This window comes from Rhodanobacter sp. B05, from assembly GCF_002001085.1.
Classification (GTDB): domain Bacteria; phylum Pseudomonadota; class Gammaproteobacteria; order Xanthomonadales; family Rhodanobacteraceae; genus Rhodanobacter.
The window spans coordinates 409,862-424,780 of the sequence record NZ_MUNU01000019.1 but is presented as its reverse complement, the minus strand read 5'-3'; the positions used below and the strand labels follow the sequence as shown (position 1 = coordinate 424,780).

At 66.4% G+C, this 14,919-nt stretch carries 16 protein-coding genes; 8 read left to right on the top strand and 8 right to left on the bottom strand.

Annotated elements, in window-relative coordinates:
• The first annotated feature begins 82 nt into the window (after positions 1-82).
• Positions 83-991: a LysR substrate-binding domain-containing protein gene (locus tag B0E47_RS15565; RefSeq protein WP_077515168.1), complete on the top strand. Its 909-nt coding sequence runs from the start codon at positions 83-85 to the stop codon at positions 989-991.
• 6 nt (positions 992-997) lie between these two features.
• On the opposite strand, the gene trxC is transcribed toward B0E47_RS15565, so the two are convergent.
• From trxC to B0E47_RS15540, 5 genes are all read right to left on the bottom strand, one after another.
• Positions 998-1,441 carry a thioredoxin TrxC gene (gene trxC / locus B0E47_RS15560; protein WP_077515404.1) on the bottom strand — a complete coding sequence of 148 codons (444 nt, stop codon included), beginning with the start codon at positions 1,439-1,441 and terminating at the stop codon, positions 998-1,000.
• Positions 1,442-1,613: 172 nt separating this feature from the next.
• The gene (locus tag B0E47_RS15555; RefSeq protein WP_077515167.1) at positions 1,614-2,033 is read right to left on the bottom strand and encodes an FKBP-type peptidyl-prolyl cis-trans isomerase; all 420 of its coding nucleotides are present in this window, start codon (positions 2,031-2,033) and stop codon (positions 1,614-1,616) included.
• A gap of 101 nt (positions 2,034-2,134) precedes the next feature.
• Complete coding sequence (locus B0E47_RS15550) at positions 2,135-2,911, bottom strand: SH3 domain-containing protein (protein ID WP_168171085.1); 777 nt, start codon at positions 2,909-2,911, stop codon at positions 2,135-2,137.
• 158 nt (positions 2,912-3,069) lie between these two features.
• Positions 3,070-3,672 carry a peptide-methionine (R)-S-oxide reductase MsrB gene (msrB, locus tag B0E47_RS15545; protein ID WP_077515165.1) on the bottom strand — a complete coding sequence of 201 codons (603 nt, stop codon included), beginning with the start codon at positions 3,670-3,672 and terminating at the stop codon, positions 3,070-3,072.
• A gap of 29 nt (positions 3,673-3,701) precedes the next feature.
• Positions 3,702-5,423, bottom strand: a complete 1,722-nt coding sequence (locus B0E47_RS15540) for a cytochrome c biogenesis protein DipZ (RefSeq protein WP_077515164.1) — start codon at positions 5,421-5,423, stop codon at positions 3,702-3,704.
• 215 nt (positions 5,424-5,638) lie between these two features.
• Between B0E47_RS15540 and B0E47_RS15535 the strand changes: the two genes are divergently transcribed.
• From B0E47_RS15535 to B0E47_RS17295, 3 genes are all read left to right on the top strand, one after another.
• Positions 5,639-6,226 (top strand): sigma-70 family RNA polymerase sigma factor, encoded by a 588-nt coding sequence (locus tag B0E47_RS15535; protein WP_077515163.1) that lies wholly within the window; start codon positions 5,639-5,641, stop codon positions 6,224-6,226.
• 4 nt (positions 6,227-6,230) lie between these two features.
• Positions 6,231-6,884, top strand: coding sequence for an NrsF family protein (locus B0E47_RS15530; RefSeq protein ID WP_077515162.1), 654 nt, complete (start codon positions 6,231-6,233; stop codon positions 6,882-6,884).
• A 95-nt stretch (positions 6,885-6,979) separates the two neighbouring features.
• On the top strand, positions 6,980-8,875 hold the full coding sequence (locus tag B0E47_RS17295) for a tetratricopeptide repeat protein (RefSeq protein ID WP_254422965.1): 1,896 nt from the start codon (positions 6,980-6,982) through the stop codon (positions 8,873-8,875).
• 152 nt (positions 8,876-9,027) lie between these two features.
• On the opposite strand, the gene B0E47_RS15520 is transcribed toward B0E47_RS17295, so the two are convergent.
• On the bottom strand, positions 9,028-9,510 hold the full coding sequence (locus tag B0E47_RS15520; protein WP_077515161.1) for a YajQ family cyclic di-GMP-binding protein: 483 nt from the start codon (positions 9,508-9,510) through the stop codon (positions 9,028-9,030).
• A gap of 185 nt (positions 9,511-9,695) precedes the next feature.
• On the opposite strand from B0E47_RS15520, the gene B0E47_RS15515 reads away from it, so the two are divergent.
• Together B0E47_RS15515 and B0E47_RS15510 are read left to right on the top strand one after the other, a co-directional pair.
• The gene (locus B0E47_RS15515; RefSeq protein WP_077515160.1) at positions 9,696-10,874 is read left to right on the top strand and encodes an NAD(P)/FAD-dependent oxidoreductase; all 1,179 of its coding nucleotides are present in this window, start codon (positions 9,696-9,698) and stop codon (positions 10,872-10,874) included.
• 49 nt (positions 10,875-10,923) lie between these two features.
• On the top strand, positions 10,924-11,316 hold the full coding sequence (locus B0E47_RS15510) for a hypothetical protein (RefSeq protein ID WP_139351484.1): 393 nt from the start codon (positions 10,924-10,926) through the stop codon (positions 11,314-11,316).
• Positions 11,317-11,346: 30 nt separating this feature from the next.
• Here the strand turns inward: B0E47_RS15510 and B0E47_RS15505 are convergent, their stop codons facing one another.
• Complete coding sequence (locus B0E47_RS15505) at positions 11,347-12,162, bottom strand: lipo-like protein (protein ID WP_139351483.1); 816 nt, start codon at positions 12,160-12,162, stop codon at positions 11,347-11,349.
• A gap of 121 nt (positions 12,163-12,283) precedes the next feature.
• Here B0E47_RS15505 and B0E47_RS15500 point away from each other — a divergent pair, with 121 nt between their 5' ends.
• Complete coding sequence (locus B0E47_RS15500; protein WP_256363543.1) at positions 12,284-13,207, top strand: NAD(P)-dependent oxidoreductase; 924 nt, start codon at positions 12,284-12,286, stop codon at positions 13,205-13,207.
• A gap of 12 nt (positions 13,208-13,219) precedes the next feature.
• Here the strand turns inward: B0E47_RS15500 and B0E47_RS15495 are convergent, their stop codons facing one another.
• Positions 13,220-14,098 carry a PhzF family phenazine biosynthesis protein gene (locus B0E47_RS15495; RefSeq protein ID WP_077515157.1) on the bottom strand — a complete coding sequence of 293 codons (879 nt, stop codon included), beginning with the start codon at positions 14,096-14,098 and terminating at the stop codon, positions 13,220-13,222.
• A gap of 191 nt (positions 14,099-14,289) precedes the next feature.
• On the opposite strand from B0E47_RS15495, the gene B0E47_RS15490 reads away from it, so the two are divergent.
• Positions 14,290-14,895: a rhomboid family intramembrane serine protease gene (locus tag B0E47_RS15490; RefSeq protein WP_077515156.1), complete on the top strand. Its 606-nt coding sequence runs from the start codon at positions 14,290-14,292 to the stop codon at positions 14,893-14,895.
• The last annotated feature ends 24 nt before the right edge of the window (positions 14,896-14,919 follow it).

Below are 14,919 nucleotides of genomic sequence, written 5' to 3'. Positions count from 1 at the left end.
CCTGTGGCGACGAACGGACGAGTTGCATGATCCTGGCGATCCGTGGTCCGCGCCGGTGCATCAATGGTCTAGAATTCCGACCATGAAAGAATTGCCTCTGAATGCCTTACGCGCGTTCGCGATGGTCTATACCCATCGCGGCGTGCGCGCGGCGGCACGCGAACTGGGCATGGCGCACTCGTCGGTGAGCCGCCATCTGGGCGAGCTGGATCGCTGGCTCGGCGTGCCGCTGCTGCATGGCTCGGCTGGGCGTGGCCCGCTCACTTTCACGCCGCAGGGCGAGGCCCTGGGGCGTGCCGCCGTGGCCGGTCTGCGCGAGATCGAGCAGGTGGCGGCGGCGCTGCGCGAGACCCGTCCGACGCACGCGGTGACCTTGTCCACCTCGCCGTCGTTTGCAATCCGCTGGCTGTTGCCGCGGCTGCCGGCGCTGGAGAAGGCGCATCCGAAGATCGAACTGTCGGTGCAGGTGGAGCAACGCCTGGATGCGCTGGACGATGGGCGCATCGATCTGGCCATCCGCATGGGCCCGGGACCGTGGCCGCAACTGCATGCCGAGGCGCTGATGGACGACGCGCTGTATCCGGTGCTGAGCCCGGCGCTGTGGCAGACGTCCGGACGTCCATCCCGGCCGGCGCAGCTGGCCGGCTTGCGACTGCTGCATGATCGTGATCCGCAGGCCACGTGGGAGTCATGGCGACAGCTGCATGGCCCGGCGAAACTCGCATTGCAGGGTGGTGCGCGCTACACCTCGTCCGACCTGGTGCTGCGCGCGGCGATGCAGGGGCAGGGCGTGGCTCTGGCGCGCTACCGGTTGGCGGCAGACGACGTGGCGAACGGCAGTCTGTTGCGTCCGTTCGGCGAACTCATCGTGCCGCTGGGAACCTCGTACTGGATCGTGCGGCCGCCGGCCAGGCCGCGCGCGGCGGTGGCTGCGGTGATCGACTGGCTGCACTGGCAGTCAGCAGGCGTGGGGCCTGCCGACAAGCGCTGACACGAATCAGCCGTGGGCCAGCACCCCATCGACGAACTGCTGCAGCTGCGTCGCGTTCAGCGCGCCGGACTGCCGCGCGATCTCGTGTCCCTGCCGGAACAGGATCAGGGTCGGGATGCTGCGGATGTTGAACCGCTGTGCCACCTGCGGCTGCGCCTCGGTGTCGAGTTTCGCCAGCCGCAAACGGGGTTCGAATTTGCCGGCGGCCTGGGCGAACACGGGTGCGAAGCCGACGCAGGGGCCGCACCACGGTGCCCAGAAATCCACCAGCACGGGCAGGTCGCCGCGCCCGGCAATCGCGTCGAAGTTCGCCGCGGTCAGTTCGACCGGGTGTCCGTCGAACAGCATCCGACGGCAGCGGCCGCAACTCGGGTGTTCGCCGATCCGTTCGGCCGGGACCCGGTTGAGCGCCCCGCAATGTGGGCAGGGGACAGCCATTGGTGCATTCATGACAGACTCCGAGGCGGCGCGCGCAGCATGCGCCATGGTCAGCAGATGGCGGTGGTCCTGGCCGAATCCAAGGCGAACGAACCGTTCCGATGCTGCATCGGCGACACGCAACGGTCAGGGGCGCTCAACCGGATGCAGCGGCAACTGCGCACGGCATCGGTTTGCGGGGTGCTCAATGCACGGCGACGAGTTCGATGTCGAATACCAGGGGCGCGTGTGGCGGCACCAGCTTGCCCACGCGACGACCGCCATAGGCCAGCCGGGACGGTATCAGCAAGGTGCGGCTGCCGCCGACGCGCATGCCCTTGATGCCCTTGTCCCAGCCTGCGATGACCTTGTGTTCGCCGAGGACGAACGAGATCGCCTGGTGGCGATCGTAGGAGCTGTCGATCTTCGCGCCGCGATGGTCCTTCGCCCTGGCGTCGTACAGCCAGCCGGTGTAGTTGACTTCGACCTGCCTGCCTGTGCGGGCGACTGCGCCGGTTCCAACCTGCTGGTCAATCATGCCCAGCTGCGTGAGGTCATCCGCGGCGATCGCCGATGTCATGACGAAGCCGAGCGCCAGTGCCGCAAGCAGTGCCAATCGACGCATGTGCAATCACCTTGAGCCAGACCAGGCCATAGGGTAACGCAGCAAAAAGGCGGGACGATCCTGCGTTCGCCCCGCCTTTGAAGTGATGCCTTGTCGTTCGCTCAGTTGCCGTGTTCCTTTTTCTTGTCATCCTCAGGCTTGGGCTTGGCATTGCCGTGGTTTGTCCGCTCGCCTGATGGCCGGGACTGGGTAGCCGGACGATTGTTCTGCATCGGGCGGCTGTTCTGCGCGGGGCGTGTCATTGCCGGCGGCCTGCCGACGTCTGGCTGGTTTGGCGATGGTCGGTCGCCAGGTTGAGGCCGGTTGCCGGGATTCGGCTGCGGCCTGCCATTCTCCGGACGCGGCGGCGGACGATTGCCCTGCGACGGACGCGAGGGGCTCGGGCGATTGCCGGGTACGGGGCGCACGCCGTGTCCGGGATTCATCCCCGGAGCCGGGCGAGCCGGGCCATGCCCGCCGCGGATCGGCCCGCGATAGGGATGCGACAACGGGCGCGGCGGCGGTCGCCGTACATAGGGACGCTGATACCACACGGTACGCTGACGGTAGAACGGCCGACTGCGATAGTAGCTGTCCCAGTAGGTGCCGATCACGAACGAGACGATCGGGATGCCGATGCGTGCTCCGTAGGAAGGCAGCAATACCGGCTGATCCTGATACAGATATTCGATGAAATTGCCCGCGACCCAGCCGCGGTTGTCATAGGAAATCACGTCGCACCACTCCCAACCGTCGGTGCAGCCCTGCACGTCGACGGCAGTACCGGCGGGGAGCTGGTCGATCAGTGGGTAGCTGCTGTCCGGGCCGGCCCGCATGTTGACGTTGCCGGTGACGTAGGCATCGGCGGCGTGTGCGAGAGCGGGCAGTGCGAATGACATGGATGCCAGCAACAGTGATGCGAGAGCGGATCGGCTGAAGCGATTCATGCAGGCGATCTCCAACGGGTGGATGTCGTCTGCAGTATATGCGCCGGCCGGTGTGACGATGTTGTCACGTCGGCCGGGGCAAGTTATCTGCGATACATCGCCCGGATGGTTCAGGCGCTGGTGTAGGCCACGAAGCGCAGCGCCACCGAGTTCATGCAATAGCGCAGTCCGGTGGGGCGCGGGCCATCGTCGAACACATGGCCGAGGTGGCTGTCGCAACCGGCGCAGCTGATCGCGGTGCGCGTCATCCCGAACATGTCATCGTTGCTCTCGATCACGTTGCGCCGGGAAATCGGCTGCCAGAAGCTGGGCCAGCCGGTACCCGAGTCGAACTCGGTGGCGGCGGCGTACAGTGCCGTGGCGCACGCCACGCAACGGAACAGGCCGGGCGCGGTTGGCCGTTCGTGATCGCCACTGAAAGCCCGCTCGGTACCTTCGCGGCGCATGATGTCGAAGGACGCCGGCGACAATCGCTGTCGCCACTGTGCATCGGTCAGCACCAGACGGGGCACTTCGCGCGCACCCAGGTCGCGTCCATCGTCGCCGAAAATTTCCAGCAGCACCTTGCCGGGCTTGCCCACTGGCGTGTTGGCGGCAGCGTGGAGGCGCGGTCCGAGCAGGCCGGCGCCCGTCAACAAGGCCGCGCCGCCGGCCAGCGAGGCGCGCAGGAAGCGGCGGCGATCCATCGCGAGGGTTTCTTCAATACGTGACATGGCAACCTCCGTGGAGACTGGAGTGGGGATCAACCAAAGGTGAAGGCGTATGCCCGCACGCCCGGGTCGAGGAAGGTGATTTCGAACAGCCGCTCGCCGGTGCCGTTGGCCTGGCGCACCAGCTGGTAGAGCCGCTGGCTGTCGACCGTGCCATTGCCGTCGGCGTCGGTATCCATGCCGTGGTCGGCGCCGGGTGGCTTGCCGTCGATGGTGACGCGGAAGCGCACGGGCTTGCCGTCGCTGCCGGGGCCGAGCACCAGGTGCAGGTCGCGACCGCGGAAGCGATAAGTGATGCTGCCGCCGGCATGGTCGAGTCCGGCGTACTCGTCGTGCACCGTCCAGCGACCGTCCAGCGACCACTGGTTGGTGCTGTACGCGTTCGGCGCGTGGTAGTCCCAAGCATCGTCGTGGGCGACCTTGCCGCCGGCGAAGTTCTGTGCGCGGGCATAGCCCACATAGGTCTCCGGCGAGCGGGTGGGATCGCCGGACGAAGCCGCCTCGACACCGTGGTGATCGTCGTTGACGTAGCCGCCGGGCAGGTTCTTCTGGCCAGCTTCGGTCAGCAGCTGGCGGATGACGTCCTCGCTTTCGTGATAATCGCCTTCGCCGAAATGGTGGCTGCGGATCCGGCCCTGCGCGTCGATGAAATAGTGTGCCGGCCAGTATTCGTTGTTGAAGCCTTTCCAGATCGCGTAGTCGTTGTCCAGCGCCACCGGGTAATCGACGCCAAGGTCCTTCACGGCCTTCGCCACGTTGTCTGGATTCTTCTCGAACGCGAACTCCGGCGCGTGCACGCCGATGATCACCAGGCCGTGATCCCTGTACTTGTCGTACCAGCCGCGCACATACGGCAGGGTGCGGATGCAGTTGATGCAGGAGTAGGTCCAGAAGTCGACCAGCACCACCTTGCCGCGCAGGGACTCCACGGTCAGCGGCTTGCTGTTGAGCCAGCCGGTGGCACCGGCCAGCGAGGGAAATTCGCCTTCCACCGGCAGCGGATCGCCGGCCTTCAGCACCGGCTGTGGCGCCGGCGCCGGGCGCACGGCATTGATCAGCTTCTGCTCGATGCCGCCGGTGCTGGCCAGGGACACCCGCGTGAGCAGGCCGGTATCCAGGCCCAGCCCGATCGCTGCCACGCCGCACAGCACCAGCACGCCAAGGGCGCGGCGCACCCATTCGCCGGCGCCGAGCGAGCGCTTCATCAGGCCGAACACCTTGCCGCCGATGAGCAGGGCCAGCCCCAGCGAGGTCGCCGCGCCGGCGGCGTAGGTGAGCAGCAGCAGGGTGGTCTGCACGCTGGCGCCGTTCAACGCCGCGCCGGTCAGCAGCAGGCCGAGGATCGGCCCGGCGCACGGTGCCCACAGCAGGCCGGTGGCAACACCGAGACCAGCCGCGCCCCAGATCGAATCGCCATCGCCGGCGGCCCGGTTCGACAGCCGGTTGCCCAGCGCCACGAACGGACGGCTGATCCATTCGGCCAGATGGGTCGACAGCAGGGTCAGGCCGAGGAAGGCCAGCACCACCATCGCCACGTAGCGACCGTATTGATTGGCGTGCACGGCCCAGCCGCCGCCGACGGCAGCCAGGGTGGCCACGGCGGCAAAGGTGATCGCCATGCCCAGCAGCATCGGCAGGCCGTTGCGCATGAACGGCTTGTCCGAACGGGCGAACACGAACGGCAGCACCGGCAGGATGCAGGGGCTGAGGATGGTCAGGACGCCACCGAGGTAGGCGAGGATCAACACGAGCATGGGCTTTTGTCCGCGGGAGGTTGTCTGGCTATTCGCCGTCGCTGGCGCGGCGGTTACCTGTTTCCACGAAGTAACCCGCGGCGCAGATGCAGCGAAGACCCAACGTACCCCTTTGCAGCGCATCTGTTCGAGCCGCCATGTCGCAAGCCTTGACCGCCACCGGGTTCATGGGTCTAGATAGTGGACTTCCCCGCAGGGTGAGTCTGTTCCGGACCATGCCAGCCGAATCCGTCGCCGCCAGCAGCAGCGAAACGCCCGACCAGCGTCGGGCGGCGTGGATGGCTGCTGCGCAGGCTGGCGACCGGCGCGCCTACGAGAAGGTGCTGGCCGACTCGGTCACGCTGATCCGTGCGGCGGCGCGGCGCCAGGGGGTGGCTTTCGATCACGTCGATGACGTGGTGCAGGAAACCCTGCTTACCGTGCATCGCGTGCGGCATACCTACGATCCCGGCCGATCCTATGATGCGTGGGTGACCGCAATCGCCAATCGGCGGGCGATCGATGCGCTGCGCAGCCACGGTCGCCGCGACCGCCGCGAATTGCACGACGAGGTCGCGGTCGACAACCACCCGGATGCCGATGACGCCAGCGCCGCCACCGAAAGCGAGCAGCGCGCGCAACGCCTGCACGATGCCATCGGGACACTGCCGCCGGGACAGCGCGAGGCGGTCGAGCAGCTCGGTCTGCGCGAACGCTCGCTGAGCGAGGCCGCCGAATTGACCGGGCGCAACACCGGTGCGCTGAAAGTGAACCTGCATCGCGCACTGAAGGCGCTGCGCGAACGATTCCATGGAGATCCCTGAGGCCATGTCCGAGTTGCCATCGCATGAGGCATTGATCGGCCGTCTCGGCACCGAACTGGTGCCGGTGCGCCGGTTGCTGCCGCCATGGCTGCGCACCGCCGGCTGGCTGCTGCTGGTGGTGGCGATCGCCGGCGCGCTGCTGATGCACTACGGCGACGCCGGCATGCTGCGGCGTCTGGGCGGTGCGCCGGACCTGGCATGGGCGGCGCTCGGCGCCGTGATCACGGCGATCAGCGCGGCCTGGGTGGCGTTTTCACTTGGTGTACCGGGCTGGCGCGCGGGCTGGGCCTGGGTGCCGCTGCCCGGAGCCTTGCTATGGATCGGCGCCAGTGGACTGGGTTGCCTGCGCACCTGGCTGGCGCCGGACACCAGCATCGCCACCCTGCATCAATCCGCGGATTGCCTGGTCTTCATCATCAGCTTCTCGGTGCCGTTGTCGCTGCTGCTGATCCTGATGCTGCGCCGCGCCTGCCCGCTGCGCCCGGTGCTCACTGCGGTGATGATCGGCCTGGCCAGCGCGGCGGCTTCGGCGAGCCTGCTGGAAATCTGCCACGCCTACGATTCGGCGGCGACCGACCTGCTGACGCACGCGCTGGCGGTGGCGCTGGTGATCGGGGTCAATGCCGCGATGGGTGGCCGGCTGCTGTCGAAAGCCTGAGGTGCAGTTGCAGGACAGTGCCAGCCCTGCGGAAGGCACATCCGCAGATCCTTGATTCCGGCACGCGGCTGCGCTGCGCTGCAGTGGATGGTATCTTGCGGGTCTGCTCCGGCACGCTGGCCGGCAACGCCTATCAGGGGGTACGCGGCGGCATGGCAAAGCCCGGTTTCTTCGAGGAGCTGAAGCGCCGTCACGTCTATCGCGTGGCGATCGCCTATGCGGTCGCCGGCTGGCTGCTGGTGCAGGTCGCCACCCAGGTTTTCCCGTTCTTCCATATTCCCGATTGGTCGGTGCGCTTGATCGTGCTGCTGGTGGTGATCGGTTTTCCGATTGCGGTGATCCTGGCCTGGGTGTTCGAGCTGACGCCCGAGGGTATCCGTCGCACCGAACCGGCGGATTCCGTGGAAGCGCGATCGGAAGCGGCGACGCACCAGATCGGCCGCAAGCTCAACACCCTCACCATCGTCGTACTGGTGCTGGCGGTGGCGGCGCTGGCATGGCGACAATTCATGTACCACCCCACGCCGGCGGCATCCACCGCGTCGGCGGATACGGTGGCAGTCGCCGCCACGAAATCGGCGGCGGATGTTCCTGCGGTCGCCACCACGACGGCGTTCGCCCCACCCGCCGACACGCTGGTGGTGCTGCCGTTCGTCAATCGCAGTGGCGACGCCAGGCAGAATTACTTCAGCGACGGCATCACCGAGGAACTGACCAGCGCGCTGGGCCAGAACACTGAGCTGCGGGTGATCGCCTGGGATACCGCCTCGAAGTACCGCGAAAGCAAACAGACGGCCGTCGACATCGGCCAGGCGCTGAACGTGGCCAACCTGCTGCACGGCAGTATCCAGCGCGACAACGACACCGTGCGCGTTTCCGCGGAACTGGTGGATACCCGCACCGGTTACGAAATCTGGGCGCAGCATTACGACGACTCGCTGAAGAACATCTTTGCCGTGCAGGACCACATTTCGCAGGCCATCGCCGCGGCGCTGAAGGTCAAGCTCGCCGCCACACATGCCACACAGGCCGTCGATCCACAGGCGCACGATCTGGTGCTGAAAGGGCTGGCGTCCATGAATAGTCGCGCGGCTGCCGACTACGAAGCCGCGCGCAGGGATTTCGAACAGGCCATCGCGCTGGATCCGAACTATGCCGCGGCGCATGCCGGGCTGGCGCGTGCGTTGTACGACCTGACCCAGTTCTCAACCCTGACCTTGCAGGAAGTCCTGCCCAAGGTACGCGCGGAAGCCGGCAAGGCGCTGGCGCTGGATCCGGACAACGTCGATGCGATCATCGCGCTGGCCAGCGCCGATTCGACTGAGGGAAACGTGGCCAAGGCCAAAGCCGGTTACGAACGCGCACTCCGAATCGACCCCAGCAATGCGATCGCCCGCCTGGATTACGCACTCGTGCTGCCGCTCAAGCAAGCCTTGGCGGAAACTCTGAAAGCGGCACAATTGGATCCGCAGAACGCCACCGCGCAAAACAATCTGGCCACCAATTATCTGAATCTGGGCGAGTACCAGCAGGCATTATCGGCCTCGCAGGCCCTGCTGCGGCTGACACCCCACATCGCCGATACCGCGTTCAACCTCGCCATGAACTACGCGCTGTTGCATCGCGATCAGGATGCGGTGCATGCCTTCGATCTGATCCAGCCAACCACGCCATTGGATAGGCAACTGGCCGCGGCCGGCAAGCTCGCCTACCAGTCTGTGCTGGAGCCGAAACTGCACGCACAGGCACGGGCAGCAGCGGATGCACTGCATCGACAGCCCAGCCTCGACCCTCAGTCCCTGTACGACCTGATGCAGGTTTATCTGGTGCTGGGTGACAAGGACATGGCACTGGATCTGCTCAAGAAATCCTGCGACCCCTCGCCACAGAGCTGCACCGACTTCGCCACCAACCCGACGTATCTGTCGCTGCGCGGCGATCCGCGCTTCCAGGCGTTGGCGAAGCGGTACGACATCAGCACGCCGCAGTGACAAGCCGCAGGGAAATCAAGGCAGCACCGGGATTCCGTGGTTGAGATCGCGCAGCAGTTGTAGGGCGGGCACTGCTCGCCGAGTCCTGCTTTTGTCTCGTGCCTCAACGCAAAGCGGCGGACCGTGCCCACACTGCGGGACAGCGCAGGCACTCAGTCGCGGAAATTGTCGAACTGCAGCGGCAGCTCCACGTCGGCCTTGCGCAGCACGGCCATCGCCTCCTGCAGGTCGTCGCGCTTCTTGCCGCTGACGCGCAGCTTGTCGCCGTTGATCTGCGCCTCGACCTTGAGCTTCGCCGCTTTCAATGCGGCCACCAGCTTCTTCGCCACCGGCTGCTCGATGCCTTGCTTGACGGTGATCTTCTGGCGCGAGCCGCCCAGGTTGGTTTCCGGATCGCCGACGTCGAGCGCGCGGATGTCTATCTTGCGCGCCACCAGCCGGGCACGCAGGATGTCGAGCATCTGCTGCAGCTGGAATTCGCTGGGTGCGGCCTGGCTGATCACGAACTCGTCCAGCGTGTAGGAGGCGTCCTGGCCCTTGAAGTCGAAACGGTTCGACAGCTCGCGGTTGGCCTGGTCGACCGCATTGGTCAGCTCGTGCTTGTCGACTTCGGAGATCACGTCGAAGGAAGGCATGGTCGCGACTCGCTGGAAACAGAGGACTGCAGTGTAAGCGATGCGGCTGGGCGATAATGTGCAAATTCCCTCTTCGTCATCCCGGCGCAAGCCGGGATCCAGCGCCTTGCCGCCAATGAGGCACTGGATTCCGGCTTGCGCCGGGATGACGAGCAAAAGCAAAGCGGCGTAACCATGGTGAGTTCTTGAAAACGGACGTGCTGATCATCGGTGCCGGCGCTGCCGGGCTGATGTGCGCGATTGCCGCCGGCCAGCGCGGTCGCCACGTGCTGGTGGTGGATCACGCCAACAAGGTCGGCAAGAAGATCCTGATGTCCGGCGGCGGGCGCTGCAATTTCACCAATCTTGGCGTCACCCCCGCGCAATACCTGTCCGCCAACCCGCACTTCGCCACGTCGGCGCTGGCGCGCTATACGCCGTGGGACTTCATCGCCCTGGTCGAGAAGCACCGCATCGCGTATCACGAGAAGGAACTGGGCCAGCTGTTCTGCGACGACTCGTCGAAACTGATCGTGCGCATGCTGCTGGACGAATGCGCCGCGGCCGGCGTCAGCGTGGAGGCGAACTGCGGCGTGCAGCGCGTGCGCAAGACGCCGGAGGGGTTCAGCGTTCACACCGCGCGCGGCGAAGTGCATGCCGCATCGCTGGTGGTCGCCAGCGGTGGGCTGTCGATTCCCAGCATGGGAGCCAGCGGTTTCGGCTACGAGCTGGCGCGCCAGTTCGGCCACGCCGTGCTGCCCACGCGCGCCGGCCTGGTGCCGTTGACGCTCAGCGGCAAGCACCAGGAGCACTACCGGGACCTGGCCGGCGTGGCGCTGCCGCTGGTGGAAACCCGGGTGGGAAAGCGCGGCTTCCGTGCGGGCCTGCTGTTCACCCATCGCGGCCTCAGCGGTCCGGCCATCCTGCAGATCTCTTCGTACTGGCAGCCCGGAGCCGATCTGCGCATCGACCTGCTGCCCGATCAGGACGCGGGAGACTGGCTGATCGGGCAGCGTCATGCGCGCCCGCTGGCGGAACTGAAGACCGTGCTCGGCGATGCGTTGCCGAAACGGCTGGCGCAGCGATTGTGCGAGCAATGGTTGGACAGCCGCCCGATGCGCCAGTACCGCGAAGCCGAACTCAGCCAGATCGGCGCTCAGCTCAAATCCTGGCCAGTCACCGCCAGCGGCACCGAGGGCTACCGCACCGCCGAGGTGACCCTGGGCGGCGTCGATACCGACGGCCTGTCCTCCACCACCATGCAGTCGAAACTCGTGCGTGGCCTGTACTTCATCGGCGAAGTGGTCGACGTCACCGGCTGGTTGGGCGGCTACAACTTCCAGTGGGCTTGGGCGTCGGGGCGGGCGGCAGGCGAGGTGGCGTAGCATGCGTGGTCGCTGTTGTGGCAACCCCTCGTGCTGCGGAACCGATGCCATGAGCCGATCATCTGGTGTGCTTGCGATGCTGCTGGCGGGTTCGCTGATCGCGTGCTCGCCTGTTCGCGAACCCGCCCGGATGACAGTGGTCTCCCTGTCCCGGCAAATCGACCGGACGCGTCCGGACTACGACATCTGCGCGTCGCTGACGCTCTCCCGGGCTGATGTCGCGAACTATTTTGCGCTGGCCGACGAGGTGGACACGGTCGAATTCCATGATCAGGCGATCATCATGCCGTGCAGTTACCGCGGTTCGATCCAACTCGCCAGCCATCTGTACCGATGGGAGATTTTCGCTGGTGGTGCCGGCTATCTGTACGACGGCGGTGCGCTGGGCAAGCGCTATCTGTGCCGGAACAAATGTCTGGTCGCGCTGCCGAATCTGCGCTGACCCGCCAGCGGCGGAATCGGGCGGGGATGTTCAAGGTACTGACGGCTGTTTCTCCGGCAAGGTCGGCTGATGCGGCCCGGGCGGCGTCGGCATGGCCCAGCGCAGGTGGTGCGGGTCGAAGCCGCGTTCGATCATCGGCTTGACGATGCGAAAGTACGGCGAGATATCGAAATCGCGTGGCGCGAACAGTCTGGAGCTGCGGATATGCAGAATTTCCTTGCGCGCGCCGTGGGTGCCGCGCAATTCGCGGTAGTCGCGATCGAGCACCGGCAGGATCGGGTAGCGCACGGTGTGGAACGCCTCGGCGATCAGTGACGAACAGATCGCCCGGGTCGGATCGCCGCTGCCCAGCGCGAGCAGGCGTCGGCGCCAGCGTCCAGGCACGGGTGGCACCGGCAACAGGTAGCGCAACAGGTCGATCACATTGCGCATGTCGTAGCGCTGGCCGAGCCGGCGCTCGACGTGCCAGATCAAATGCTCGATGTCGCCCGGGCGCAGACCGACGGGTCGACAGATTCGCGTGTGCGCCCCGCGATACGCTTCCAGCGGCAGCGCCCGCACCCCCTCGACCACGTCGGCCTCGATCAGGACGTGGGCGCCGAGTTCCGGATGCGTGCCGGACAGGGCGTCGCCGACGTACAGCGCCGCGTGCGACCAGCTCGACTGGGTGACGTATTTGATCACGCTGCTGATGCGACTGCTGCCTTCGACCAGCAGCACGTCCGCGCGTTTCAGCGATATCTGCAGCAGGTCGAAGCCCGAAGTGCCGAAATGCATGTCCGTGCTGCGTGGTTTCGACAGGAAACGGGCCAGCGCGCGGCCAAGTCGATGCAATGGGTGGAACACGGTGTGCGCTCCCGGCAATTCACGGTAAGCCGAGCTTAAGCCGCCTGTGGTTCCGCGTCAGCGTGTCCGTGTCCTGCCGACCCGGTCGATCGCTGGGTTTCGCGGATCATGAACGTCATGCGTGTTTCACTGGGCACCGGACTGTCACGAGGAATCTTCCATGAAAGTCGGATTCATCGGCCTGGGCGCGATGGGCAGCGCGATGGCCAGCAACCTGGTCGCGGCCGGTCATGCGGTCACGGTGTGGAACCGCTCGGCCAAGGCCTGCGAACCGCTGGCCTCGCTGGGCGCCAAGGTTGCCTCCACCCCCGATCGCGCGGCGCAGGGCGATGTGCTGTGCAGCATGCTGGCGAATGATCAGGCGGTCCGCGCGGTGATACTCGACAGCGGCCTGCTGGATGCGATGGATCGCGGTACCGTGCATGTGAACCACGCCACCATCTCGGTGGCACTGGCACAGGAATTGATGGCCGAGCATGAGCGGCGCGGGTTGGGTTACGTGGCGGCGCCGGTGTTTGGCCGTCCCGACATGGCGGCGGCGGCGAAGTTGAACATCCTGGTGGCGGGCAAGCCCGCGCTGGTCGAACAGGTGCGGCCGCTGCTGGAGGCGATGGGCAGCAAGGTGTGGCCACTAGGCGAGGCGCCGGAGCGGGCCAATGTGGCCAAGATCGCCGGCAACTTCATGTTGGCCAGCGCGATCGAGAGCATGGCCGAGGCCACCGCACTCACGCGTGCCTACGGGGTCAGCGCGGCGGATTTCCTCGAGGTGATGACCAGCACCTTGTTCGCGGCACCCGCCTACCAGGGCTACGGCAGGCTGATCGCCGAGCAGCGCTTCAAGCCGGCCGGTTTCCCGCTGCCGCTGGGATTCAAGGATGTGGGGCTGGCACAGGCGGCGGCCGAGGCCGCGCGGGTGCCGCTGCCGTTCGCCGGTGTGCTGCGCGACAGCCTGCTCGAAGCATTGGCCGCTGGCGACGAGGAGCTGGACTGGTCGGCGCTGTCGCTGGTGGCGGCAAGGCGCGCGCATCTGGACGAGCGCAACTAGCCTTGCCGGTTGCTACGGCGACCAGGCGAGGCTGCCGTCGATCACCGTGTGGCTGCGGCCACCAACCCAGATCGCGTCGCCGTCGATGTGCACGATCAATTGCGCGTCGTGACCGATTTCGCGACCCTGACTGACCTGGTAGCCGCGTGCCAGCGGGCCGTCGGGCTCGGCATGGGCGATGTACGCGGCGATCAGTCCGTTGGCGGCGCCGGAAGCGGGGTCCTCGACGATGCCGACGCCGGCCGGGAACGCGCGCACCACCAGTTGCCGCCCGCCCTGTGCGGCACGTGCGAATGCGCACAGGCCCATGCTGTCGCTGGCCTGTGCCAGCGCGAGGATGGCGGCATGATCGGGTTGCCACGCGCGCAGGCTGGCTTCGTCCGCCACCTCGGCCAGCCACCAGCGCCGTCCACCGTCGACCAGGGCCGGCGGCAGCGTGCCGCACTCGATCCCGGCCAGCGTCGCCGCCAACAACGGATGCGCATCGCGGCCGGTGCGTAGCACCCGTTCGCCGGGTGATTGCAGCAGCAGTTCACGCCGGTCGGCATGACCTTCCACCCGGATCGGCAGCACGCCGGCGTCGCACTCCTGCCACAGCAGGCCATCGACGGGTTTGGCCAGTCCCGTTTCCAGCGCGGCGTGCGCGCTGCCGATGCTCGGGTGGCCGGCGAACGGGATCTCCTTGTGCGGGGTGAAGATGCGTACCCGATAGCTCGCCTGCGGGTCGGTGGGCGACAGCAGGAAAGTGGTTTCGACCAGGGCGGTCCAGCGCGCAAAGCGCTGCATCGCCGCCGTGCCCCACGCGTCCGCGCCGATCACCACGCCAAGGTGATTGCCGCCGCCGGCGGTGGCGGCGAACACGTCCAGGTGCAGGTAACGGAGCAGGCTCATGCGGTTCACCCGGCCGCAAGCGGCGGTGCAAAGCGGCAGATGATAAAGCCGCGGTGGCGATTGCGACACTGAGGCATGGCGATATCCACCGAACTGTCCGGCATAAGCGCCAGGCCGAAGCGCTGCCGGTCGACAAGGCCGGTTCGACACGCCAAGATGCCGAGCTTTGCCAGTCCGCCGCGGAACCGTCCATGCCGATCACCCTGGCCATCATCGCCATTACCGCCATCGTGTCGTTCATCGCGTTCAACAACAGTCGGTTGATGAACGACCTGATCCTGTGGCCGCCGGCCATCACGCGCCAGCGCGAGTACCACCGACTGGTGACCTATGGCGTGGTGCACGCCGACCTCGGCCACCTGCTGTTCAACATGTTCACGCTGTTCTTCTTCGGGCGGGCGATGGAGCCGTTCTTCACCGGCATGCTCGGCACGCTGGGCTTTGCGCTGTTCTACATCGGCGGGCTGGTGATCTCGATCCTGCCGACCTACCTGAAGAACCGCAACAACCCGAACTACCGCAGCCTGGGCGCGTCCGGTGCGGTATCGGCGGTGCTGTTCGCTTACATCCTGATTGCGCCATGGCAGCAGATCATCGTGCTGGTCATCCCGATGCCGGCGATAGTCTACGCGGTGCTGTACACGGCCTATTCGATCTACATGGACCGGCGCGGGCAAGGCAATGTCAATCACAGCGCCCATCTGTGGGGTGCTGCCTACGGCGTGTTGTTCACCATCCTGGTCAACCATCGCGTGCTGCCGCATTTCGTCGATGCCTTGTTGCATCCGGGCTTCTGATCCGCCGCGACGAACTTGCGCGAA

Bases quoted from the DNA above. Each gene is read 5' to 3' on its own strand.
- B0E47_RS15555 (WP_077515167.1), bottom strand. From the start codon at position 2,033: ATGCGTCGATTGGCACTGCTTGCGGCACTGGCGCTCGGCTTCGTCATG.
- B0E47_RS15535 (WP_077515163.1), top strand. From the start codon at position 5,639: ATGCCAGCCGAATCCGTCGCCGCCAGCAGCAGCGAAACGCCCGACCAG.
- B0E47_RS15530 (WP_077515162.1), top strand. From the start codon at position 6,231: ATGTCCGAGTTGCCATCGCATGAGGCATTGATCGGCCGTCTCGGCACC.
- B0E47_RS15565 (WP_077515168.1), top strand. From the start codon at position 83: ATGAAAGAATTGCCTCTGAATGCCTTACGCGCGTTCGCGATGGTCTAT.
- msrB (WP_077515165.1), bottom strand. From the start codon at position 3,672: ATGTCACGTATTGAAGAAACCCTCGCGATGGATCGCCGCCGCTTCCTG.
- trxC (WP_077515404.1), bottom strand. From the start codon at position 1,441: ATGAATGCACCAATGGCTGTCCCCTGCCCACATTGCGGGGCGCTCAAC.
- B0E47_RS15510 (WP_139351484.1), top strand. From the start codon at position 10,924: ATGAGCCGATCATCTGGTGTGCTTGCGATGCTGCTGGCGGGTTCGCTG.
- B0E47_RS15550 (WP_168171085.1), bottom strand. From the start codon at position 2,911: ATGTCATTCGCACTGCCCGCTCTCGCACACGCCGCCGATGCCTACGTC.
- B0E47_RS15495 (WP_077515157.1), bottom strand. From the start codon at position 14,098: ATGAGCCTGCTCCGTTACCTGCACCTGGACGTGTTCGCCGCCACCGCC.
- B0E47_RS15520 (WP_077515161.1), bottom strand. From the start codon at position 9,510: ATGCCTTCCTTCGACGTGATCTCCGAAGTCGACAAGCACGAGCTGACC.
- B0E47_RS15540 (WP_077515164.1), bottom strand. From the start codon at position 5,423: ATGCTCGTGTTGATCCTCGCCTACCTCGGTGGCGTCCTGACCATCCTC.
- B0E47_RS15490 (WP_077515156.1), top strand. From the start codon at position 14,290: ATGCCGATCACCCTGGCCATCATCGCCATTACCGCCATCGTGTCGTTC.